Annotated in this window: 19 protein-coding genes and 1 tRNA gene; 3 read left to right on the top strand and 17 right to left on the bottom strand. The window is 40.2% G+C overall.

What is annotated here, in order from left to right:
* Positions 1–224 precede the first annotated feature (224 nt).
* Positions 225–1,364, top strand: a complete 1,140-nt coding sequence (locus tag MKL35_RS00285) for a hypothetical protein (protein ID WP_025467987.1) — start codon at positions 225–227, stop codon at positions 1,362–1,364.
* A gap of 122 nt (positions 1,365–1,486) precedes the next feature.
* Positions 1,487–2,389 carry a hypothetical protein gene (locus tag MKL35_RS00280; protein WP_032009969.1) on the top strand — a complete coding sequence of 301 codons (903 nt, stop codon included), beginning with the start codon at positions 1,487–1,489 and terminating at the stop codon, positions 2,387–2,389.
* Positions 2,390–2,473: 84 nt separating this feature from the next.
* Here the strand turns inward: MKL35_RS00280 and htpG are convergent, their stop codons facing one another.
* From htpG to MKL35_RS00255, 5 genes are all read right to left on the bottom strand, one after another.
* Positions 2,474–4,393, bottom strand: coding sequence for a molecular chaperone HtpG (gene htpG / locus MKL35_RS00275; RefSeq protein WP_209796580.1), 1,920 nt, complete (start codon positions 4,391–4,393; stop codon positions 2,474–2,476).
* Positions 4,394–4,495: 102 nt separating this feature from the next.
* The gene (locus MKL35_RS00270; RefSeq protein WP_004883592.1) at positions 4,496–4,849 is read right to left on the bottom strand and encodes a lysozyme inhibitor LprI family protein; all 354 of its coding nucleotides are present in this window, start codon (positions 4,847–4,849) and stop codon (positions 4,496–4,498) included.
* A 183-nt stretch (positions 4,850–5,032) separates the two neighbouring features.
* A complete protein-coding gene (locus MKL35_RS00265) occupies positions 5,033–5,614 on the bottom strand; it encodes an OmpW/AlkL family protein (protein ID WP_002156917.1) in 582 nt (193 codons plus the stop codon).
* Positions 5,615–5,942: 328 nt separating this feature from the next.
* Positions 5,943–7,367: a Na+/H+ antiporter family protein gene (locus MKL35_RS00260; protein WP_032009972.1), complete on the bottom strand. Its 1,425-nt coding sequence runs from the start codon at positions 7,365–7,367 to the stop codon at positions 5,943–5,945.
* Between the two features lie 104 nt (positions 7,368–7,471).
* Positions 7,472–8,350, bottom strand: a complete 879-nt coding sequence (locus MKL35_RS00255; protein ID WP_081404371.1) for an alpha/beta fold hydrolase — start codon at positions 8,348–8,350, stop codon at positions 7,472–7,474.
* Between the two features lie 117 nt (positions 8,351–8,467).
* Between MKL35_RS00255 and MKL35_RS00250 the strand changes: the two genes are divergently transcribed.
* Positions 8,468–8,953, top strand: coding sequence for a DUF4442 domain-containing protein (locus MKL35_RS00250; protein ID WP_002156984.1), 486 nt, complete (start codon positions 8,468–8,470; stop codon positions 8,951–8,953).
* A 41-nt stretch (positions 8,954–8,994) separates the two neighbouring features.
* Here MKL35_RS00250 and MKL35_RS00245 read toward each other — a convergent pair whose 3' ends face one another.
* The 12 genes from MKL35_RS00245 to tuf form a co-directional block, all read right to left on the bottom strand.
* Positions 8,995–9,351: a hypothetical protein gene (locus MKL35_RS00245; protein WP_023187972.1), complete on the bottom strand. Its 357-nt coding sequence runs from the start codon at positions 9,349–9,351 to the stop codon at positions 8,995–8,997.
* 212 nt (positions 9,352–9,563) lie between these two features.
* Positions 9,564–9,929, bottom strand: coding sequence for a hypothetical protein (locus tag MKL35_RS00240; RefSeq protein WP_002157021.1), 366 nt, complete (start codon positions 9,927–9,929; stop codon positions 9,564–9,566).
* A 166-nt stretch (positions 9,930–10,095) separates the two neighbouring features.
* Complete coding sequence (gene rpoC, locus MKL35_RS00235; protein WP_002053534.1) at positions 10,096–14,289, bottom strand: DNA-directed RNA polymerase subunit beta'; 4,194 nt, start codon at positions 14,287–14,289, stop codon at positions 10,096–10,098.
* Between the two features lie 86 nt (positions 14,290–14,375).
* A complete protein-coding gene (rpoB, locus tag MKL35_RS00230) occupies positions 14,376–18,464 on the bottom strand; it encodes a DNA-directed RNA polymerase subunit beta (RefSeq protein ID WP_002156925.1) in 4,089 nt (1,362 codons plus the stop codon).
* Between the two features lie 304 nt (positions 18,465–18,768).
* Positions 18,769–19,140, bottom strand: coding sequence for a 50S ribosomal protein L7/L12 (gene rplL / locus MKL35_RS00225; protein ID WP_001229360.1), 372 nt, complete (start codon positions 19,138–19,140; stop codon positions 18,769–18,771).
* 42 nt (positions 19,141–19,182) lie between these two features.
* Positions 19,183–19,689, bottom strand: coding sequence for a 50S ribosomal protein L10 (rplJ, locus tag MKL35_RS00220; RefSeq protein WP_002157004.1), 507 nt, complete (start codon positions 19,687–19,689; stop codon positions 19,183–19,185).
* 319 nt (positions 19,690–20,008) lie between these two features.
* Positions 20,009–20,704 (bottom strand): 50S ribosomal protein L1, encoded by a 696-nt coding sequence (rplA, locus tag MKL35_RS00215; RefSeq protein WP_002156922.1) that lies wholly within the window; start codon positions 20,702–20,704, stop codon positions 20,009–20,011.
* A 3-nt stretch (positions 20,705–20,707) separates the two neighbouring features.
* On the bottom strand, positions 20,708–21,136 hold the full coding sequence (gene rplK, locus MKL35_RS00210) for a 50S ribosomal protein L11 (protein WP_001074682.1): 429 nt from the start codon (positions 21,134–21,136) through the stop codon (positions 20,708–20,710).
* Positions 21,137–21,245: 109 nt separating this feature from the next.
* Complete coding sequence (gene nusG / locus MKL35_RS00205) at positions 21,246–21,779, bottom strand: transcription termination/antitermination protein NusG (protein WP_002115092.1); 534 nt, start codon at positions 21,777–21,779, stop codon at positions 21,246–21,248.
* A 7-nt stretch (positions 21,780–21,786) separates the two neighbouring features.
* Positions 21,787–22,227, bottom strand: coding sequence for a preprotein translocase subunit SecE (secE, locus tag MKL35_RS00200; protein WP_002157045.1), 441 nt, complete (start codon positions 22,225–22,227; stop codon positions 21,787–21,789).
* A gap of 75 nt (positions 22,228–22,302) precedes the next feature.
* Positions 22,303–22,378: transfer RNA gene (locus MKL35_RS00195), tRNA-Trp, on the bottom strand.
* Between the two features lie 60 nt (positions 22,379–22,438).
* On the bottom strand, positions 22,439–23,629 hold the full coding sequence (gene tuf / locus MKL35_RS00190; protein WP_002157016.1) for an elongation factor Tu: 1,191 nt from the start codon (positions 23,627–23,629) through the stop codon (positions 22,439–22,441).
* Positions 23,630–23,641 lie beyond the last annotated feature (12 nt).

Genomic DNA, 23,641 nt, shown 5'->3' with positions numbered 1-23,641 from the left:
TGTTTTTTATGTGTTTAATGATCGGAATTTGAAGTTTCCTTGATCTAAAATCCCCCTAGTTTGGGGGATTTTTTTTGCTTAAAAATTCTCGCTAATAGCTTAAACTTTTTAAGTTATTTCAAATATGTAAGAAAAGTTAAATTTACTTAACTTTTGTGTCGTCCTCTTGATTTTATTAGAAAAATCAACAAAAGTGGCAATAACAACAAAACATAAAGATAGATATGAAAACATTTCACGTTATTACGTATCGGCAGCTTTTTGCACTTGTAACATTGGGATTTGGTTCTATATGCATGGCTCATGCAGAAGTAAATTCTTCTTCAACTCAACAAGTCAATGGTTCGTCATCTGGAGTACAAACCGAAGAAAATAAAGATGAAAATCTTTTAGATCAAATTCCAAGGTGGATTGATGCCACTCCAACGATTTTTCCGGAGCAGTCCAACGAACCAATTGTACCACCTACCGAGCAGACCGAAGACCAGACATGGTTTGACCGTAAGCAAAAGAAAATTCGAAATTGGGCCGATCACACTTCAGAAAAAATTGATAACTGGTTTGGTGAAGTCGACCCTCAAAAGCCTGCTTCGGCCACCATTCGAGTCATGATTGATAACTATTGGAACGAATATGATAACTTTGAAATTAAACCAAGAATACGCGGTAAAATTAAACTCCCGACGCTAGAAAAACGCTTAAGCGTGGTATTTGGTGATGACTCTTTAGATAACGAATTTAATAATAGTCCAGCCAATATTAACCAGAACCCAAATCAAGATTCAAATAAGAAACTTGATACTAAACGAACACGAGATGATAACAGCTCAATCGCATTACGTTGGTCAAATTTCTCTAAAAAACTGCCGTTTGAAACAGATGCCGACTTAGGTATCCGTTCTGGAGACGACGTGTATGTTCGCTTAAAAGCATCAAGAGATTGGCAACTCCGTAATGACTTTAAGTTTTATGCTGAAGAAATTTATCGCTATGGCATTCATAGTGAAAATTATTTACGTACTAATTTGGAACTCACCCATGCTCGTCCAAATCAACCCATCTTATCAAATCAGTTCAGCCTAACTTATGCCGACGATCAAGATGATGATTTAACATGGGAAAACCGAGTTTTCCGTGAACATAGTTTCTTTGCAAATAACCGTTTTAACTATGGTATTTACACAGGTGGCTATTACAACGACAACGATTTACGCTTAAACAGTTGGGGACCATTTGTATCATGGCGTCAGCCGCTCTTACGTGAGTGGTTCTTTGTACAAGGTGACGTCAACTACTTTAATGACCACCGTGAAGACCGTAACCATTTTGTCAGCACATTCTTACGTTTAGAAGCACTTTTCTAATTGAGCAAGATCACCTTGGAGGTTATCTCCAAGGTGATGAATAATAAAATACTTTTAAATAAAAATTTAAGCTTTTTCCCTTACAATACTGAGCTAACTTTTGATTCCTGATTTTCAGAACAATGAATCAATTCTCTTCTTTGCCATTTGAATATAAATCTAAAGCTCTACTTTGTATTTATAGTTTAGGTATGTTGGTTTTAATCCCTCATACACAGCTTTTCTCTACATCCTTAAAGCATCAACGCTCCACGAGACGCTCCCTACATCCGTCGAGCCTATTCATAAAAAGCAAAAGTCATTCTGTAACTTTTTCAAATTCACCATGTGAAGTAGAAAATAATAATGATTCAGATGCAGCACTCATTCAGGACCTGATGGCCGTGTTTGGAAATGATACGCTGTGGAACCGTGCAACCCAGCACAAACAACCTTATAAAACCTTGGGTAAGAAAAAGAAGAAAGCTTCAACACCCCATATTTCGATCAGCAACCCAATTACTGCAAGCTGGAATACGATTTCAACATGGATGCCTTTCGAAAATAATCTTGATTTAGGCTCAAATTCAGAAAGTGATGTTTATGTACAATTTCTTGCCAAGAAAAAATGGAATTTAAGACATAACATTAGCATAGATACCGAACAAGTCTTTCGCTATGGCTCAACCAGCCGAAACTATACTGAAACCACGCTAAACTTAACGCAAAAGATGCAAGACAACACCCTGTTCGCTAACAAATTTAATGTGAATAAGAGTGAAAATGAAGAATACAACTGGGGCAATTGGACTTTTCAACAATTTGAGTTCGTAAAAGATAATAGCCTGACTTACGGCATTTATAGTGGCGGTGTATATACCAAAAATGACATGCGGGTAAATAGTTGGGGTCCTTATATTTCATGGCGCCAACCCGTATGGCGAGATTGGATTTTTATGCAAAATGATCTTAATTTTTTTAATCATATTGATGATGACCCGAAACATCAGCTTAGTGTTCAAATGAATTTAGAAGCTAATTTTTAACCAAAAATCATCAAGTTGTGGATAACTCTTTCTTTATCCACAAAAAAGCCTCTGACAGTTCAGAGGCTTTTTTTACATCAAATATTATTTCAACAATAAGCTATTAATACGCTTCACATAAGCTGCCGGGTCTTCTAGTAAACCACCTTCTGCAATCACAGCCTGATCAAAAATCACGTTTGCCAAGTCATCAAACTGTTCTGAACCTTCAAGTTTTTTCACTAAAGGATGCTCAGGGTTAATTTCTAAAATTGGCTTGATTTCAGGTACAGCTTGTCCCGCTTGTTTCAGCATACGAATAAGTTGAGGAGACAACTCACCTTCACTTGTTACTAAACACGCCGGAGAATCTACTAAACGAGTCGTTACACGGACTTCTTTAGTTTTAGCCTTCAACGAGTCACTTAATTTCTCAACAACAGGTTTAAACTGTTCAGCCGCTTGCTCTAGTGCCTTTTTCTCTTCTGCATCTTGCAAGTCACCTAAATCAACAGCGCCTTTAGATACATTCTTTAATGGCGTACCGTCAAACTCATGAACAAAGTTCATTGCCCACTCATCAACACGCTCTGCCATTAACAATACTTCAATGCCTTTTTTCTTAAACAACTCTAGCTGTGGAGAGTTTTTAGCAGCAGCTAAGCTGTCAGCAGTAACATAATAAATGGCTTTTTGGCCTTCTTTCATGCGCGCTTTATAGTCTGCAAAAGAAGTTACCACTTCATCATTTGTTGAAGTTGCATAACGTAATAATTTTAAAATACGTTCACGGTTACCAAAGTCTTCACCCAAGCCTTCTTTAAGCACTGAACCAAACTCAGTGTAGAAGGTCTTGAATTTTTCTTGGTCCTTTTCATCTTCTGATTTAGCCAAGCCATCAAGCAAAGTGAGTACACGGCGTGCGTTACCTTCACGAATTGTTTTAACATCACGGCTTTCTTGCAACAACTCACGGCTGACATTAAGCGGTAAATCGGCGCTATCCACGACTCCTTGAACAAAGCGTAAATAGTTTGGAATTAAATTATCCGCATCATCCATAATGAATACACGTTTTACATACAGCTTAATTCCCGCTTTTGCTTCACGTGTAAAAATGTCATGTGGCGCTTTACTTGGAATATAAAGTAATTGGGTATATTCGGTGCTACCTTCAACACGGTTGTGTGCCCAAGCCAGTGGTGCTTCGAAGTCATGAGTTAAGTTTTTATAGAACTCAACATATTGCTCTTCAGTCACTTCACTCTTGTTACGTGTCCATAAAGCACTTGCAGAGTTAATCGCTTCCCATTCATCAGTCTTGACCATTTGGCCGCCTTTAGGTTCTTCACCTTCAGCAACCTCCTCTTCCTGCCAAACTTCTTTTTGCATTTCAATTGGCAAGCTAATGTGGTCAGAGTATTTATTAACGATTTGCTTAACTTTATAAGACTCTAAATAATCAAGCGCGTCATCACGCAAGTGAAGAATAATGTCAGTACCGCGTGAAGCTTTATCAATTTGCTGAACTTCAAACTCACCTGTGCCACCGCTGATCCAACGCACCCCTTCAGAAGCATCGAGACCTGCGCGGCGTGATTCAACTGTAATTTTATCGGCAACAATAAAACCTGAGTAGAAACCAACACCAAACTGACCAATCAACTGAGCATCCGCTTTCTGGTCGCCCGTTAATTTTGACATGAAGTCTTTAGTACCTGATTTTGCAATAGTACCCAAGTTATCAATTGCTTCTTGTTGGCTTAATCCAATACCGTTATCAGAAATCGTTAAAGTTTTATCTTCTTTGTTTAAGCTGATGCGTACATGTAAGTCCGGATCATTTTCATAATATTCAGGATGATTAATTCCTTCAAAACGCAACTTATCACATGCATCAGATGCATTAGAGATAAGTTCACGTAAGAAAATTTCAGGGTTCGAATAGAGAGAATGCGTCACTAAATGTAAAAGCTGGGCTACTTCTGCTTGGAAACTATAATTTTGTGATGCTTGTTCACTCATAAATCACTCCTTAAATTTTGAAGTTTGTTTGTTCTCGAATGCTTTATGAATGGAGTACTTCTACAATTTTTCAATCCTGAATATTAAAAAATTTTTCTTTAATTAAAACGGACCATGACTTAGTACCCTATCTTGCAAGATAGAGTCCAATTGTTGTTGTCTCTGCTGATAAGCTTTAGAAATACAACTTACATTAGCTGCACAAGCATTCCTTTTTTTTAACCACTGCTGCTGTGTATCTTTTTGATTATCACGGCCACCCATTGGCAATGCATGTAAAACAATTTGATATGTTGTTGCCATTTTGACATCAGCATCATTTAAAGAACGATTTTTGCAAATACTCAGCTCAGTCTTAGTTTTTGCAGCATCACAGGAAAAACTAGCAGCCTGTACATTATGAGCAAGCGTGATGCCACTAAAAAGTGCTAGACCTATGGCAAATTTTCTATTCATGAAGTTATTCCTTTAAAGATATATAAAAAATAGTTTAAAAATAAAGACCAAAAGAATATGTATAAAACTGTCTGTTTTATGCTTTTTTTAGTGAGAGCAATAAAATAAAAAACCTCACATAAAAACTATGTGAGGTGCCTGAGTCTAGGTTTGTTATTATATTTTTTCTATTTATTATTATGCTTAAAATTTATAGCTATAACCTAAAGTGTAAACAAACGGATTAATATCCAAATCAAATTTAGCACCATTTGTTAAAGTAACTTCTGGGCTAATATCCGCATAGCGAACATCTACAAATACCCCCCAATTTTTCGCATCAGCAGGTTGGAAGTTAAAACCAACTTGTCCAGCTACACCAAAATCTTCTTTTACTTTGTCAGCAACACCTTGTTCATCCCAAGGAATAAATGCTGTCGCCCCGATACCAATATACGGTGTGAAACGAGTTGAGTTTTTAAAATGATATTTTGCGGTAATTGTCGGAGGTAATTGTTTAATACGTGCTACATTTTTACCGTCTAATAAAACATCATGATTAACCGGCGCTGCTAATAATAATTCTGCCGAAAAAGGTGATTCACCAAAAAAGTATTCAACTGATGGTGTAAATGCATATTCATGATCAGCTTTTACTACACCTAAAGCAGTTGTTGTATCGTCAGATGGAGCAATAACACTACCCCCAAATTTTACTTGCCAATTACCAGCAAAAGTAAATGAAGACATCCCCATTAATGCAATAATCAAAGCTTTTTTGAACACGTTAATATCTCCAACCTTATTTATATTTATAATAAACATTTATTTTAAATTGATGCAACACCCATTATAAAATTATTTTTATATTTATTTTTAAATAACTGTTTTAAATAAAAATATATATTAACCAACCATTTTAATTGGTTTTTATCCCAACTTAATTAATCAGAATTATTTTATATAACCAACCTTTTTAATATACTTTAAATTCCGAGTATTTTAATATAATTTATTTTAAATACATATTTTATTTAGAGCATAAAAAAACCTTCTTAATGCTTATCTTAAGATAATTATTAAGAAGGTTTTAATTTAATATATTATAAAAAACTTATAAAACCATGGCTGCAATCCAACCAAAAACTAACAATGGAATATTAAAGTGGATAAATGTTGGAATGACGGTATCCCAAATATGGTCATGTTGTCCATCGACCCCTAAACCAGCTGTTGGTCCTAAGGTAGAATCGGAAGCTGGAGATCCAGCATCACCTAAAGCCGCCGCTGTACCAATCAATGCAATTGTCGCTAATGGCGAAAAACCAAACTGTACACATAAAGGTACATAAATAACTGCTAAAACAGGCACACTTGAAAAAGATGAACCAATACCAATCGTGACAAATAAACCAATACTCAGCATTAAGAAAGCCGCGAGCGCACGATTATCACCAATGATTTCAACCACCCCTTTAACTAGTTGATTGATATCTCCTGTATGCGTCATGACTGAAGCGAAACCGGCGGCAGAGATCATAATAAAGCCTACTAGAGCCATCATTCGCATGCCTTGTACAAAGACATCATCTGCATCTTGCCATTTAAAAATGCCGGCTGTAGACAGAACCGCAAAGCCTACTAAACCACCCAAAATCATTGAGCCGGAATAAAGCTGTGCAACTAAAGTGAGACCTATAGCCAGTAAAGCCATAAAAATTGTTTTTTTCGCAATTACAGGGCCTTGCTCTGCTTCGTGTTTAAGTTCTTCTGCATCTGCTTTTAGATCTACTGTTTCATCTTGCGCTGTTGCACGCAGAGGTTTGTCTAAATCAATGGTAGCTACAGGGATAATGGCACGGTCCGCATAAATTCTTGGCTTACGGTAACTAATAAATACTGCAACTAAAGTACCTAAAACCATACCTAAAACTGGAATAGCCATGCCAATTGGCATCATCCCACGTTCTACATGCAAGCCATAAGCAGCACCGATTTTGTTGATATTCCCCATCAAAATTTGTTCAAGGAAAATCGCACCAAAGCCAACGGGTAGAAAAATATAAGTACCTACTAAACCTAAAGTCAGGACACAAGCTGCTGCACGGCGGTCTAGTTTTAAATGATTCATGACTCGTAATAATGGCGGCACCAGTACAGGAATAAACGCGATATGAACCGGTATGAGGTTTTGAGAGAAAATGGCAGCAATAAGTAAAATACCTAAGAGTAAATATTTTACTTTGGTTTCACGGCTTTTCCCCGCTTCCATTCCCAACAGACCAATAAGTTTATGAGCAAGCAGGTCGGGTAAACCCGATTTAGAGAGAGCGAGTGCAAATGCACCTAATACAGCATAAGCGAGAGCAACTTCGGCTCCATCACCAAGACCAGCATTAAAAGCTTCAACTGTTTGAGAAAGACTTAAACCCGCGACAAGACCACCAACAATGGCAGAGACCACTAATGTCAATACGACAGAAACGCGTGCTAGTGATAGTAAAAACATCACAGCAATCGCCACAACAACAGCATTCATGAACAAATTCAGAACAAAACAAAAGGCGATATTCTATCAGATTCACATCTACGAAGCCGAAAATATCGCCAAATTATCAGTTTTGTAAATTAAACAGTCACTTATTAACTTTGTGATGCGATGAACTGACGAATATGTCCTGCCACTTTTTCAGCCTGACTCAGAATCGCCCAATGGTTTGCTTCAAGCTCAACATACTCAAAGTTTTCAACCCATTTTGGCATTGCTTCCGTAATATATTCAGGACTCACAAAAGTATCGTATTTTAAAATTATTGCTTTGACTGGACACTGTGCATAACGCTGGCGAGGAGTTGTTAAGCGAGGAATAAAATTCGCACGATATAAATTAATCCCGTATTTACCATCAGCAGAAATATTACTATTTAACGGTAAATTATCTTTTCTCTCTAAGTCTTTTAATATTTTGCCCCATTTTTCTGGAGTAAAAAGAGACCACACCGTCGGAGCAATTAATGGTAAATGGAAAGCACCGATATACCATGATTTTGTTAGTATTTTTAAGATTTTTGCAGGAGTCGTTTTAAATTTATCTCTTAAGAACAGCGCAGCATGATCTAAACAAGGACCAGAAATGGTTGTATAAGAGAGTAAACGGCCTTTAAATTTAGGTTCAGTTGCAGACTCCCAAGACTGAATTGATCCCCAATCATGGGCAGCCATATGGAACTGTCGATTTGGGAGTACTTCATCGACGACTTCTTGTAAGTCTAAAGATAAACGTTCTAAACGATAATCTCGTATTCGTTTAGGAATAGATGACAAACCCGCTCCACGGACATCATAAGTAACAATATAAAAATCATTGATTAAATACTCAATGACCGATTCCCATACTTCCTGATTATCTGGATAACCATGTACTAAAACTAATGGAGTATTTTTCTCATCACCCCAAGCCTTAGCGCATAGAGTTTGTTGATCACTTGTTGTTACTGTATAAATCTTTGGCTGCATAATCATTTCCTATTTTGTTTTTCAATCGATCATGTCGTTAATCGGATAAAGCATTGCCATCAATATAAAAAAGATGATACTTATCTAGTATGACCAGTGTTGCAATAAAAAAAATTGACTATTATGGCTATTTTAAAAAAACTTCAGAACATTCCCTCAATTTCTAAATTCTTATTTAATTATTATCCTCCCTACCGCGGTGCAGGGATTCATATTGAAATCATGAATTTAGAGCTTTGTCATGTTCGCGTAAAAATGCCACTGACCTGGAAAAACCAAAATCTGGTAGGTACTCATTTTGGGGGTAGTCTTTATTCTATGGTTGATCCATTTTATATGCTGATTCTTATGCATCACCTTGGATCAAAATATATAGTTTGGGATAAAGCGGCTGAGATTAATTTTTTATCGCCTGGGCGAAGCACTGTTTATGCTGATATTCGAGTTGATTTAGCAGAAATTGAACAGATTCGAGAACTTGCCGAGAACTATGCTCCAGTGCTTAGAACATATCATTTAAATATTTTTGATGAATCAGGTGTGAGAATTGCTGAAGTGCAAAAGACGCTATACATCCGTAGAAAAAAGGCAAAAGCCTTATACCCATAAAAATAAGTGCCTAAAGGCACTTATTTTTATTTTAGTAAATTCTAACGCTTTTCTTCAATCGCAGCGCCGGCACCACCACCAAGTGCACCACCAATCGCAGCGCCTGTGTCACCACCAAAAATGGCTTTCCCTACTACAGATCCAATACCGGCACCGATAGCACTACTTGTTGTGGAACTCTTATTACTACCTTTAGCATTCGCACCTACACCAGCACCAGCTGCTGCACCTACACCAGCACCTAGACCGCCACCGACATGGTTACCGACACCACCACCAACAGCACCGCCTAATGCTGCAGCACCAATACGCTGATCAGATGGACTCATATTCTGACAACCAGTGAACATGAATGCAGATAACATTAAAGTAGAAATTAAACCAATTGTTTTTTTCATGACCATACTCACTCCATTGTGCTCTAATCAAAGCATAATCTTCTTTTATGAGGAATTTGATCAGTTTATGTTATCGCACTGTGGCAATAGATTGATATTTTGTAAAAGCATTCTAGGTCTAGTTATTATTTAAATTTCAATCTAATAAGCAAAGAAAATAGAAGCTCTTATTTTACAAAGAGCTTCTAGTTTGAATATATTTAAAGGTACTTTTAGTATTTCCCTTTTTTCTCTTCATAGGCCGCGCCCGCACTACCACCAAGTGCACCACCTGCAGCAGCACCAGCATCACCACCAATCACTGCACCACCTAAGATTGCACCAACACCAGCACCAATTGCACTGTTACGTACAGTTTTACTGTTAGACCCTTTTGCATTTGCTGCAACGCCTGCGCCAAGAGCTGCCCCTAAACCTGCACCAATATTACCGCCTACATGTTTACCTACTGCACCCCCTGCACCGCCACCAATAGCTGCAGAACCAATACGTTTACTTTCTGGACTTGCATTTTGGCAACCTACAAATAGAGTGGTTGACATCAGACCCACACCTGCAATCATCATCATTTTTTTCATTGAAAGCTACTCCTCTACTCAGTTGTGCCTAGGATAGTATGCTTTCATGGAGAGTTTTTTCTCATTAAGTAATAGATTAAGAGTGCTTTAATAGACTTTTGTAAAAATAGCTTATTTTTTCCACAAAAAAGACGCCCTAAGGCGTCTTTTTAATAAAACTTTAAGCTTAGAATTGTTCTGAGTTTAAAGCTTGGCTAAATGCTTGGTCTACTTCGCTGAAGTCATTATGAAGCTCATGTTCTGCAGCTTCTGCTTCTTGACGACGACGTTCTAAGTGGTATGCAAGACCAGTACCAGCTGGAATCAAGCGACCCACTACAACGTTTTCTTTCAAGCCGCGTAAATCATCTTCTTTACCTGTTACAGCCGCTTCAGTTAACACACGAGTTGTTTCCTGGAACGATGCAGCAGAGATGAACGAGTCAGTAGAAAGCGATGCTTTCGTAATACCCATCAATTGACGTTCAAACTTCGCAGGGAACTTGTTCTGAGCCAAGACAGCTTGGTTCTCTTGAACAACGCGGATGTAATCCACTTGTTCACCTTTAATGAAGCTTGTATCACCACCATCGATGATATCAACTTTACGCAACATTTGACGTACGATAACTTCAATGTGCTTGTCGTTGATTTTTACACCTTGGAGGCGGTAAACGTCTTGAACTTCGTTCACGATGTAGTTAGTTAAAGCAACTTCGCCTTTCAAGCGTAAGATGTCATGTGGGTTTTGTGGACCATCAGAAATAGTTTCACCACGGTTCACATGTTCACCTTCAAACACGTTGATTTGACGCCATTTTGGAATCAACTCTTCGTAAATTTCTGAACCGTCATCTGGAGTAATTACTAAACGGTTCTTACCTTTAGTCTCTTTACCAAAGCTTACGATACCAGACACTTCTGCCAAGATCGCATGTTCTTTCGGCTTACGTGCTTCGAACAAGTCAGCAACACGTGGAAGACCACCGGTAATATCACGAGTACGTGAAGATTCTTGTGGTACACGACCAATAACGTCACCCACACCAATTGTCTCGCCATCACGAACGGTAACAATTGTGTTTTGTGGCAAGAAGTAGAACTGTTCGCCGCCATCAGCCGTATCCAATACGATTGCTGGACGTAAATCTTTACCAGAAGCAGGACGTGCTGTTACAGGCAAGATTTCAACAGTTGTCATACCAGTTGCATCATCAGTTTTCGATGTTGCAGTTACACCATCAGCGATTTGGCTGAAACGTGCTTTACCAGCAACTTCTGTTACTAATGGATGTGTATGCGGATCCCAAGTTGCAACGATACCACCTGCCTCAACGACTTCACCATCTTTCAACAAGATGCTTGCACCGTAAGGAAGTTTATAACGCTCACGCTCACGACCTAACTCATCGGCAATACCAATTTCACCTGAACGTGAAACTGAAACCAAGTGACCTTTCGCGTGTTGTACAGTTTTCACGTTGTGGAAACGTACAGTACCTTTGTTACGTACTTGAACACTGTTTGCAGCAGAAGTTCGGCTCGCAGCACCACCTACGTGGAACGTACGCATCGTTAACTGTGTACCTGGCTCACCAATTGATTGCGCAGCCATTACACCTACTGACTCACCTGGGTTCACCAAGTGACCACGTGCAAGGTCACGACCATAACAACGAGCACATACACCGAATGTAGATTCACATGCGATTACTGAACGTACTTTAACTTCATCGACACCAGCTTCTTCAAGCTGAGCTGCGATTTTCTCGTCAATTAACGTACCGCGAGGTAATACAACTTCATCATCAGAGGCACGACGTACATCTTCAGCAGTTACACGACCTAATACACGGTCACGTAATGGCTCGATGACATCACCACCTTGAATGAATGGAGTCATTACTAGGCCGCCATTTGTACCACAATCAGGCTCAGTAATTACCAAGTCTTGTGCTACGTCTACAAGACGACGAGTCAAGTAACCAGAGTTCGCTGTTTTCAATGCTGTATCGGCCAAACCTTTACGCGCACCGTGTGTAGAAATAAAGTACTGAAGTACTGTTAAACCTTCACGGAAGTTCGCTTTAATTGGTGTCTCAATAATCGAGCCATCCGGTTTTGCCATCAAACCACGCATACCAGCGAGCTGACGAATCTGCGCCGCACTACCACGGGCACCAGAGTCAGACATCATATAGATGCTGTTGAATGATTTTTGCTTCTCGTCTTCACCTTGTTTGTTTTTCACAAGTGTGTAAGACAAGTTATCCATCATCGCTTTCGCAACTTGGTCGTTTGTACGCGCCCAAATATCGACAACTTTGTTATAACGCTCACCAGCAGTTACGAAACCTTGTTCGAACTGTTGTTCGATTTCACGAACTTCAGTTTCAGCTTTATCAATAATTGTGTGTTTCGTAGGTGGAATTAACATGTCTTCCATACCTACAGATACACCTGAACGAGTCGCTTGACGGAAGCCCAAGTACATTAACTGGTCAGCAAAGATAACTGTATCTTTCAAACCAAGTTTACGGTAGCAAGAGTTGATTAACTTAGAGATGTTCTTTTTAGTCATCTCAAGGTTGATCATGTCAAAGCTTAAACCTTCTGGAACAACTTCCCAAAGTAAGCAACGACCTGGTGTCGTATCAACAATAATAGTTTGCTGTTCACGCTCACCATTTTCATTGATAACAGTTTGATGCACACGTACTTTAACACGAGCATGAATCGCAACTTGACCAGTTGCAAGTGCACGGTTTACTTCGTGAGTATCCGCAAACACCATGCCTTCACCTTTAGCATTTACTGCATCACGTGTGATGTAGTAAAGACCCAAGACAACGTCCTGAGAAGGAACGATGATTGGCTCACCGTTTGCTGGTGACAAGATGTTGTTTGTTGACATCATCAATGCACGAGCTTCTAACTGTGCTTCAAGCGTCAATGGAACGTGTACCGCCATTTGGTCACCATCGAAGTCGGCGTTAAACGCAGCACAAACGAGTGGGTGAAGACGGATTGCCTTACCTTCAATAAGAATAGGTTCAAATGCTTGAAGACCTAAACGGTGAAGTGTTGGCGCACGGTTCAACATTACTGGATGTTGACGAATTACAGATGCAAGAACGTCCCAAACTTCCGGAGTCTCACGTTCAACCATTTTCTTCGCAGCTTTAATGGTTGTTGCCTGACCTGAAGCTTGTAATTTCGCGAAAATGAATGGCTTGAATAATTCAAGAGCCATTTTCTTCGGAAGACCACATTGGTGAAGACGTAAAGTAGGACCTACAGTAATTACCGAACGACCAGAGTAGTCAACACGCTTACCTAACAAGTTCTGACGGAAACGACCTTGTTTACCTTTGATCATGTCTGCCAAAGATTTTAATGGACGTTTGTTAGAACCAGTAATTGCACGACCACGACGACCGTTATCAAGCAACGCATCTACAGACTCTTGTAACATACGTTTTTCGTTACGTACGATGATGTCCGGCGCTGCAAGGTCAAGAAGACGCTTCAAACGGTTGTTACGGTTAATTACACGACGATATAAATCGTTCAAGTCAGAAGTCGCGAAACGACCACCTTCAAGTGGAACTAATGGACGTAAATCTGGTGGAAGCACCGGAAGTACATTCATTACCATCCATTCTGGCTTGTTGTTCGAGTCTTTGAATGCTTCCATCAATTTCAAGCGTTTAGATGCTTTTTTCAACTTCGTTTCAGAAGTTGTTTGAGGAATTTCTTCACGTAAACGAGCAATCTCAGCTTCAAGATCAATGTCTTTCAACAAGTCTTGAACTGCTTCCGCACCCATTTTTGCAACGAACTCGTCACCGTGCTCTTCTAAAGCTGTAAAGTATTCTTCGTCATTAAGAAGTTGATACTTTTCGAAAGGCGTCATGCCAGGATCAGTAACAACATATGATTCGAAATACAATACACGTTCGATATCACGAAGTGTCATATCAAGTAATAAACCGATACGGCTAGGTAACGATTTTAAGAACCAGATATGCGCAACTGGAGAAGCAAGTTCAATGTGACCCATACGTTCACGACGAACTTTCGCTGTAGTTACTTCAACGCCACATTTTTCACAAATGACGCCTTTGTATTTCATACGCTTGTATTTACCACACAAGCATTCGTAATCTTTTACTGGACCAAAGATTTTGGCACAGAATAAACCGTCACGTTCTGGCTTGAACGTACGATAGTTGATCGTCTCAGGTTTTTTAACTTCACCATGAGACCATGACTTAATCATTTCTGGTGACGCAAGACCAATACGGATACGGTCGAACTCAACTGGCGCATGACCATCTGAATCCGTTTTCTTACGCATGATATCGAGCAAGTCTTTCAATTTTTTTCTCCGTGTGTCGGGAAGCCTCGCTTACCCGACTGGGTCACAAATATTGTTTTTTCCTAAAAAATCGTGAGTCTTACGACTTAATCACCATTTTTCAGTTCAATGTTGATACCTAAAGAACGGATCTCTTTGGTCAATACGTTGAACGATTCAGGCATACCCGGATCCATATAATGGTTACCATCTACAATATTCTTATAGATGCGAGTACGGCCTTCAACGTCATCCGACTTCACTGTGAGCATTTCTTGGAGTGTATATGCTGCACCGTATGCTTCAAGTGCCCATACTTCCATCTCACCGAAACGCTGACCACCGAATTGTGCTTTACCACCAAGCGGTTGTTGTGTAACTAATGAGTACGAACCAGTTGAACGCGCATGCATCTTGTCATCAACCAAGTGGTTCAACTTCAACATGTACATGTAACCAACAGTTACTGGACGGTCAAACTGTTCACCTGTACGTCCATCAAACAATACTGTTTGACCTGTACGTGAAATGTCAGCCAACTCAAGTAAATCTTTAATTTGACTTTCTTCAGCACCATCAAATACAGGAGTAGCCAAAGGAACACCAGCACGCAAGTTGCCTGAAAGTGCTAGGATTTCATCATCAGTCAAGCTATCAAGATCTTCTTGCTCGCCACCGACTTTGTTATAAATCTTGTCTAAGAATTCACGTAGTTCTAAAACTGTACGCTGTTCTTTCAACATTTTTTCGATTTTGTCACCAAGCCCTTTAGCCGCCATACCCAAGTGAGTCTCGAGAATCTGACCCACGTTCATACGAGATGGTACGCCCAACGGGTTCAATACGATATCTACCGGTACACCGTTCGCATCGTGTGGCATGTCTTCAACAGGTAAGATGTTAGAAACAACACCCTTGTTACCATGACGACCAGCCATCTTATCACCAGGCTGAATACGACGTTTAACAGCTAAGTAAACTTTAACAACTTTCAATACGCCAGTTGTTAACTCATCACCTGTTGCAAGCTTACGTTTCTTCTCAGCGAATTTCTCATCGATTTCTGCACTCTTCTCTTTCAAGAACACTTGAATCTGAGTTAAACGCTCAGCGATTGCTTCATCTGTCGGTTGAATTTCAAGTAAATCAACAAGCTCTAAACCAGACAATAAATCTTCAGAAAGTTTATCGCCACGTTTAGTTGAACCACCGCCATTAGACTCTTGGCCTTTAAGTAAACGGATTACACGTTCACGAGCCGCTTCTTCGAAGATTTTATATTCTTCTTTCAAGTCTTTACGGTAAGAATCAAGCTGTGCTTTTTCAATCGCTAATGCACGGTCATCTTTCTCTAAGCCATCACGAGTGAAGACTTGAACGTCGATAACTGTACCTTTAGTACCAGATGGAACACGTAAAGATGAATCTTTAACATCAGCAGCTTTTTCACCAAAGATTGCACGAAGCAATTTTTCTTCAGGAGTTAACTGAGTTTCACCTTTAGGCGTTACTTTACCAACTAAGATGTCACCAGCAGTAACTTCAGCACCGATATAAACGATACCTGATTCATCAAGTTTAGAAAGCGCAGCTTCACCTACGTTAGGAATATCGGCAGTAATTTCTTCAGCACCTAACTTAGTATCACGTGCCACACATGACAATTCTTGAATATGAATAGAAGTTAAACGGTCTTCTTGAAGAACACGCTCAGATAATAAGATCGAGTCTTCATAGTTGTAACCATTCCATGTCATGAACGCTACACGCATGTTTTGACCAAGCGCAAGTTCACCCATGTCTGTTGACGGACCATCTGCCAAGATGTCACCACGAGCAACTTTGTCGCCCAAATTCACGATAACATTTTGGTTAATACAAGTATTTTGGTTCGAACGTGTATATTTGATGAGGTTATAGATATCTACACCTGCCTCACCTGCAACCATTTCATCTTCGTTTACACGAATAACGATACGAGAAGCATCTACATATTCAATTGCACCACCACGGTTTGCGATTACACAAACACCCGAATCACGTGCTACGTTCGCTTCCATACCAGTACCAACAAGAGGCTTGTCAGCACGTAAAGTAGGAACAGCCTGACGTTGCATGTTCGAACCCATCAATGCACGGTTCGCGTCATCGTGTTCAAGGAATGGAATAAGTGATGCAGCAACAGATACAACCTGCTGTGCAGAAACGTCCATATGCGTCACTTTTTCAGGTGGCATACGTACGAATTCACCTTGGTGACGAACAGAAACAAATTCTTCTGTTAAGTTGCCATCTTTATCTACTGCTGAGTCGGCCTGTGCAATAACAGTACCTACTTCTTCAATTGCAGATAAATATTCAACATCATCAGTTACACGACCATCTACAACTTTACGGTATGGTGTTTCCAAGAAACCGAAGTCATTCGCTTTTGCATATACAGAAAGCGAGTTAATCAAACCAATGTTTGGACCTTCAGGCGTTTCAATTGGACACACACGACCATAGTGAGTTTGATGTACGTCACGTACTTCAAAGCCTGCACGTTCACGTGTTAGACCACCTGGGCCAAGCGCAGATACACGACGCTTATGTGTAATCTCAGATAATGGGTTGTTTTGGTCCATGAATTGAGATAACTGGCTTGAACCAAAGAATTCTTTGATTGCAGCAGCAACTGGCTTAGCATTAATCAAGTCTTGTGGAGACAAGTTATCAGTTTCTGCTTGGCTTAAACGCTCTTTAACAGCACGCTCAACACGTACTAAACCAACACGGAATTGGTTCTCTGTCATTTCACCAACAGAACGTACACGACGGTTACCTAAATGGTCGATATCGTCTACTTCGCCTTTACCGTTACGGATTTCAACTAACGTACGTAATACATCGATGATATCTTCGTGCGATAAAATACCTTCAACTTCACGAGATTTTTGATCAGTGCCAACTTCGTAAGGACGACCTAGACGACGGTTGAACTTCATACGACCTACTGGAGATAAGTCATAACGCTCAGAAGAGAAGAATAAGTTATTGAATAGGTTTTCAGCAGCTTCTTTTGTTGGCGGCTCGCCTGGACGCATCACTTTGTAGATTTCTACTAATGCTTCTTCACGTCCCGCTGTTGTGTCTGCACGCAATGTATCAGCAACAAATGAACCACGGTCGATGTCATTTGTGAATAGGATGTTAAATTGTTTAACACCACCTTCTGCCAACTTCACCATTACTTCATGGCTTAACAACGTATTTGCAGCAATTACTTCACCATCACGTAAAGTAATATCTTCAGCCGTAATACGTTCATATAAGTATTCATCAGGAACTGAAAGTTTAGTTAAACCTGCAGCTTCCATTTGACGTACGTGACGCGCATTAATACGTTTGCCTTGCTCAACAATGACTTTACCTTCATTGTCAGCAATATCAAATTGAGCCATTTCACCACGTAAACGCTCAGGAACAAGGTCAATTTGATAGCTGCCCATGTCAAGATACACAGGTACTTTTTCGTAGAACAAATTCAAGATTTGTTCATTGTTATAACCTAGTGCACGTAACACAACAGTAGCAAGTAATTTACGACGACGGTCAATACGTACGTAAACAAGGTCTTTTGCATCAAATTCAAAGTCTAACCATGAACCACGGTAAGGAATGATACGTGCTGAATACAACACTTTACCACTTGAGTGAGTCTTACCTTTATCATGGTCAAAGAATACGCCTGGTGAACGGTGTAATTGAGATACGATTACACGCTCAGTACCATTGATAACAAAAGTACCGTTTTCAGTCATGAGTGGAATTTCACCCATATAGACTTCTTGTTCACGTACGTCTTTAATTGATTTAGTTTCGCGATCTTTAATAATCAAACGAATTTTAACGCGCATTGGTGCCGCATAAGTCGAACCACGAAGAATACATTCGCGTACATCGAACTCAGGTTTACCAAGGCTATACTCAACAAATTCTAAAGCAGCATTGCCAGAATAACTTTCGATAGGAAAAACTGAACGAAATGCGGCTTGGAGACCGATATCTTCGCGGTTTTTTGGAGTTTTGCCATCTTGCAAGAATGTTCTGTACGAATCGACCTGAATCGATAGTAAGTACGGTGCATCCATTACTTGGGGCAATTTACCAAAATTCTTACGGATCCGTTTCTTTTCGGTATATGAGTATGCCATCTGGAGTCCTCGGAAAGTAAACTAAGCCCGCCTGCAGAACGGGCTCAGAAGGAATTACGCAGGCCGATATGGCCACCACTGTTTACAAATGCTGCAATTTTTAGTGGTATAAAAACGCTTAACAATATTTTTAAAAAAGAAAAATATTGGTAAACATTTGAAATTTCTTGTTTTATTTAGATTTTTCTAAAAATCAAACAAAACTAACAAAAATCGAGCCGATTATTGTAACGCAAAAAGGCTGATGACCCAAGAGCCATCAGCCATTTTATGGAGCCGATTTAAAAACCGACTCCTTTTACAATTACTTAAGTGTAACTGTAGCACCAGCTTCTTCAAGTTTCTTCTTAAGTTCTTCGCCTTCTTCTTTAGAAACGCCTTCTTTAAGAACTTGAGGAGCACCTTCAACTAGGTCTTTAGCTTCTTTAAGACCAAGGCCAGTTGCTTCACGAACTGCTTTAATTACAGCTACTTTGTTAGCACCGAAAGAAGTCAACTCAACGTTGAATTCAGATTGTTCTTCAGCAGCTGCAGCAGCGCCACCAGCTGGAGCAGCAACAGCAACAGCTGCAGCTGAAACGTTGAATTTCTCTTCGAAAGCAGAAATTAATTCAACAAGTTCAAGAACAGTTTTTTCAGCAACTGCGTTTAAGATTTCTTCGTTAGTTAAAGCCATGAGAATAACTCCAAATGGATATTGAATGGTGTGTAAAATTGATTAAGCAGCTTCTGACTCGTTTTTCTCTTTGAGCGCTGTAATGAGGCGACCCAATTTCGAAATAGGAGCTTGAAGAACAGAGGCAAGCATAGTAAGCGCTTTCTCTTGGTTTGGAAGATTAGCAATTACGCTAACATCAGCACCTTGATAAACTTTGCCGTCAAATGCAGCAGCTTTTAATTCAAATGCTTTGTTAGTTTTTGCAAATTCTTCAAACAAGCGTGCAGCTGCACCCATGTCATCTTCAGAAGTTGAAAAACCTAGAATTGTTGGACCAACAAGGTTGTCGTTCAAGATATCAAATTGAGTACCTTGGAATGCGCGCTTAGCCAAAGTGTTACGTACGATACGTGTAGTTACACCTAACTTACGAGCTTCAACACGAAGTGTTGTTAATTGCTCTACGCTTAAACCTTGATAGTCAGCAACAACGGCTGCAAACGCTTTAGAAGCAACTTCACTTACTTCTGAAACGATCTGTTTTTTGTCTTCGATAAGAAGAGCCATTGTAAAACCTCCTAAGGTGATTTATGCACCCAATGGGCACACTCCCAATTCGTAAGCCTTTCGACTTACACGCGGAGGAGGAACAAATCACACCACCGCGTCTACGCAGGCTGGATTATTAAGAAAAGCCGCTATCCGAAAATAACGCCTTTTCGCCTGAGGTCTTTGACGCTGATAAATTCTCATTCATCAATTCAAAGTCCGCCTGATAAGCAAGAGTCAAAGCGTTGCTTTAACTGCGCAAAAATAGAAACTTATTTCTATTTTTGCTACCTACTCAATCAGGACTTTAAAATTCTGTACAGAACTAAGTTAAAACTTAGTTAGAAACGTTGTTTACATCAACAGTAAGACCAGGACCCATAGTTGAGCTCAAAGTGATCTTTTTGATGTATACACCTTTAGAAGTTGCAGGTTTTAACTTTTTCAAGTCAGCAACTAAAGTTTCAACGTTTTGACGGATTGCAGCAGCATCAAAGCCAACTTGACCAATCGCAGCGTGGATAATACCCGCTTTGTCTACACGGTAACGAGCCTGACCAGATTTTGCGTTTTTAACAGCATTCGCAACATCAGGAGTTACAGTACCTACTTTAGGGTTTGGCATTAAACCACGTGGACCAAGAATTGTACCGAGCTTACCAACAACACGCATAGCGTCTGGAGCAGCGATCACAACATCAAAGTCAAGGTTTCCACCTTGGATGCTTTCAGCAAGGTCATCAAAACCTACAACATCAGCACCAGCTTCTTTAGCAGCTTCTGCTTGAGCGCCTTGAGCAAATACAGCTACACGTACAGTTTTACCAGTACCTGCAGGTAATGTAGTCGCACCACGAACAACCTGATCAGATTTACGTGGATCTACGCCAAGGTTTACAGAGATGTCTAAAGATTCTTTGAACTTTGCAGCAGGTAAGCTGTTAAGAACCTGTACTGCTTCTTCCAAAGTGTAAACTTTGTTTGCTTCTACAGCAGCAGCAATGGCTTTTTGACGTTTAGTTAACTTTGCCATGTCTTATAGCTCCACTTCCAAGCCCATAGAACGTGCAGAACCAGCAATGGTACGAACACGCGCGTCTAAATCAGCACCAGTTAAGTCTGGTTCTTTAGTAGTCGCGATTTCTTCTAATTGAGCACGAGTCAACTTACCAACTTTAGTTTTGTTAGGTACAGATGAACCCTTTTGGATACCAGCAGCTTTCTTAAGAAGAATAGAAGCTGGAGGAGTTTTCATGATGAATGTGAACGACTTGTCGTTGTACACAGTAATCACTACAGGAATTGGAAGACCTGGTTCAACTTTTTGTGTAGCAGCATTGAATTCTTTACAGAATGCCATGATGTTTACACCACGTTGACCTAGTGCAGGACCAATTGGTGGAGATGGATTTGCTTTACCAGCTGGAACTTGCAGCTTGATATAGCCGTCAATCTTCTTAGCCATTTTAAAATACCTCTGGGTACAGGCGCCGTTAGGCTCCCCAATTTCTACGTAACAACACTGTTACAACAACAATGCCCGATAAAATCGGGCGCTTTTCAACCAATTAAGATTAAATCGTTTTTTCGACTTGGCGAAATTCGAGTTCAACCTGAGTTGGTCGATTAAACACGTTAATCGTCAACGTTAAACGTGACTTGTCGTATTGAACCTCTTCCACCACACCTTTAAAGTCTGTGAATGGACCGTCAATAACGAGTAATTCTTCACCTGGTTCAAACATCGTCTTAGGACGTGGAGCTTCACCAGTATTACGTACACGCGCAAGAATCGCATCTGCTTCACGTTGAGTGATTGGCGCTGGTTTTTCAGGTGTACCCCCGATAAAACCTAATACTTTCGGACATTCTTTAACAATGTGCCAAGTATCATCATTCATTTCCATTTCAACTAACACATAGCCAGGAAAGAATTTACGCTCAGATTTACGTTTCTTACCATCCTTCATTTCTACCACTTCTTCGGTAGGAACTAGGACATCACCAAAGCTATCGGCAACAGCGCTACGCTGGATTCGTTCTGTAAGTGAACGCATCACTTGTTTTTCATAACCAGAGTAGGCATGAATAATGTACCAACGTTTCATAGCTCTTTTACCCGATAATCAACTTAATTAACCAACCCAAACCATAGTCAAAGCACCATAATACTAACGATGCAACAACTACAACCAATAGAACCTGCCACGATGTAGTGACTGTTTCTTGTTTTGTTGGCCAAGTTACTCGACGCAATTCGACTCGTGCATCTTTCAGCAAACGAACGAAGCCTTTACCTTGATGGGTGGCGTATAATAAACCTAAAGCCACAACGATACAAGCAAAAATTACCCCAACGCGCACCCATACATTATTTGCAGGGGCCCAATACGCTGGTAAATGCTGATTCACCATGGTAGCCGAGAGCAATAATGCAATTGCTATCACCCATAGAACAATATCTAAAGGCGAACCAGTACGAACAACTTCAGCAGAATTATTTCTTTGAGGAATTGGCGCGTCGCTCAATGCGTCACGCGATTTATCATTCGACATTTTTGTACTCGTCGTAGAACTCGCGACTTATTATATGAACAACTAAGCCAGCATCAAGCTTTTTATTTCAAAATATGGCAGGTCAGGAGGGACTCGAACCCCCAACATTCGGTTTTGGAGACCGACGCTCTACCAATTGAACTACTGACCTATAAAGCAAGTTGAGAGCCAAAGCTCTCAACTTGAGACGTAATACGTCACTATATTATGCTTATGCAGTTACTTTCGCAACAACACCAGCACCTACAGTACGACCACCTTCACGGATCGCAAAACGTAGACCTGGGTCCATTGCGATTGGGTGGATTAATTCTACTGACATTTCAACGTTGTCACCTGGCATTACCATTTCAACGCCTTCTTTCAACTGGATCGCACCAGTTACGTCAGTTGTACGGAAGTAGAACTGTGGACGGTAACCATTTAAGAATGGAGTGTGACGACCACCTTCTTCTTTAGAAAGTACGTATACTTCTGCGTCGAATTTAGTGTGCGGCTTGATTGTACCTGGTTTAGCAAGTACTTGACCACGTTGTACGTCTTCACGCTTAGTACCACGAAGTAATACACCACAGTTCTCGCCTGCACGGCCTTCGTCAAGAAGTTTACGGAACATTTCTACGCCAGTTACAGTTGTTTTAACTGTATCTTTAATACCAACGATCTCTACTTCTTCACCAACTTTAACGATACCAGATTCTACACGGCCTGTTACTACTGTACCACGACCAGAAATTGAGAATACGTCTTCGATTGGCATTAAGAATGCTTTGTCGATAGCACGTTCTGGTTCTGGGATGTAAGAGTCAAGAGCTGCTACAAGAGCAAGAACTGATTCTTCACCGTAAGGACCTGCTTCACCGTTAAGAGCAGCAAGAGCTGAACCACGGATTACTGGAGTGTCATCACCTGGGAAGTCGTAAGTAGAAAGAAGTTCACGAACTTCCATTTCTACTAATTCAAGTAATTCTTCGTCGTCAACAAGGTCGCATTTGTTTAAGAATACGATGATGTAAGGTACACCAACCTGACGAGAAAGAAGGATGTGTTCACGAGTTTGTGGCATTGGACCGTCAGTCGCAGCACATACAAGGATCGCGCCGTCCATCTGAGCAGCACCAGTGATCATGTTTTTAACGTAATCGGCGTGGCCCGGGCAGTCAACGTGTGCGTAGTGACGAATTGGAGAATCGTATTCTACGTGTGAAGTATTAATTGTAATACCACGTGCTTTTTCTTCAGGTGCTGAGTCGATTTGCGAGTAATCTTTCGCTTCACCGCCGTAAGTTTTTGCACAAATAGTTGCAATCGCAGCAGTTAAAGTTGTTTTACCATGGTCAACGTGACCGATTGTACCCACGTTTACGTGTGGTTTATTACGTTCAAACTTGGCTTTAGCCATGATGATCTTCCT

Source organism: Acinetobacter sp. AOR41_HL (genome assembly GCF_027854645.1).
GTDB lineage: Bacteria > Pseudomonadota > Gammaproteobacteria > Pseudomonadales > Moraxellaceae > Acinetobacter > Acinetobacter nosocomialis.
The sequence above is the reverse complement of the archived record's forward strand: the minus strand, read 5'-3'. Positions and strand labels throughout refer to the sequence as shown.

Bases quoted from the DNA above. Each gene is read 5' to 3' on its own strand.
- MKL35_RS00285 (WP_025467987.1), top strand. From the start codon at position 225: ATGAAAACATTTCACGTTATTACGTATCGGCAGCTTTTTGCACTTGTA.
- MKL35_RS00280 (WP_032009969.1), top strand. From the start codon at position 1,487: ATGAATCAATTCTCTTCTTTGCCATTTGAATATAAATCTAAAGCTCTA.
- htpG (WP_209796580.1), bottom strand. From the start codon at position 4,393: ATGAGTGAACAAGCATCACAAAATTATAGTTTCCAAGCAGAAGTAGCC.
- MKL35_RS00270 (WP_004883592.1), bottom strand. From the start codon at position 4,849: ATGAATAGAAAATTTGCCATAGGTCTAGCACTTTTTAGTGGCATCACG.
- MKL35_RS00260 (WP_032009972.1), bottom strand. From the start codon at position 7,367: ATGAATGCTGTTGTTGTGGCGATTGCTGTGATGTTTTTACTATCACTA.
- MKL35_RS00255 (WP_081404371.1), bottom strand. From the start codon at position 8,350: ATGATTATGCAGCCAAAGATTTATACAGTAACAACAAGTGATCAACAA.
- MKL35_RS00250 (WP_002156984.1), top strand. From the start codon at position 8,468: ATGGCTATTTTAAAAAAACTTCAGAACATTCCCTCAATTTCTAAATTC.
- MKL35_RS00245 (WP_023187972.1), bottom strand. From the start codon at position 9,351: ATGAAAAAAACAATTGGTTTAATTTCTACTTTAATGTTATCTGCATTC.
- MKL35_RS00240 (WP_002157021.1), bottom strand. From the start codon at position 9,929: ATGAAAAAAATGATGATGATTGCAGGTGTGGGTCTGATGTCAACCACT.
- rpoB (WP_002156925.1), bottom strand. From the start codon at position 18,464: ATGGCATACTCATATACCGAAAAGAAACGGATCCGTAAGAATTTTGGT.
- rplL (WP_001229360.1), bottom strand. From the start codon at position 19,140: ATGGCTTTAACTAACGAAGAAATCTTAAACGCAGTTGCTGAAAAAACT.
- rplJ (WP_002157004.1), bottom strand. From the start codon at position 19,689: ATGGCTCTTCTTATCGAAGACAAAAAACAGATCGTTTCAGAAGTAAGT.
- rplA (WP_002156922.1), bottom strand. From the start codon at position 20,704: ATGGCAAAGTTAACTAAACGTCAAAAAGCCATTGCTGCTGCTGTAGAA.
- rplK (WP_001074682.1), bottom strand. From the start codon at position 21,136: ATGGCTAAGAAGATTGACGGCTATATCAAGCTGCAAGTTCCAGCTGGT.
- nusG (WP_002115092.1), bottom strand. From the start codon at position 21,779: ATGAAACGTTGGTACATTATTCATGCCTACTCTGGTTATGAAAAACAA.
- secE (WP_002157045.1), bottom strand. From the start codon at position 22,227: ATGTCGAATGATAAATCGCGTGACGCATTGAGCGACGCGCCAATTCCT.
- tuf (WP_002157016.1), bottom strand. From the start codon at position 23,629: ATGGCTAAAGCCAAGTTTGAACGTAATAAACCACACGTAAACGTGGGT.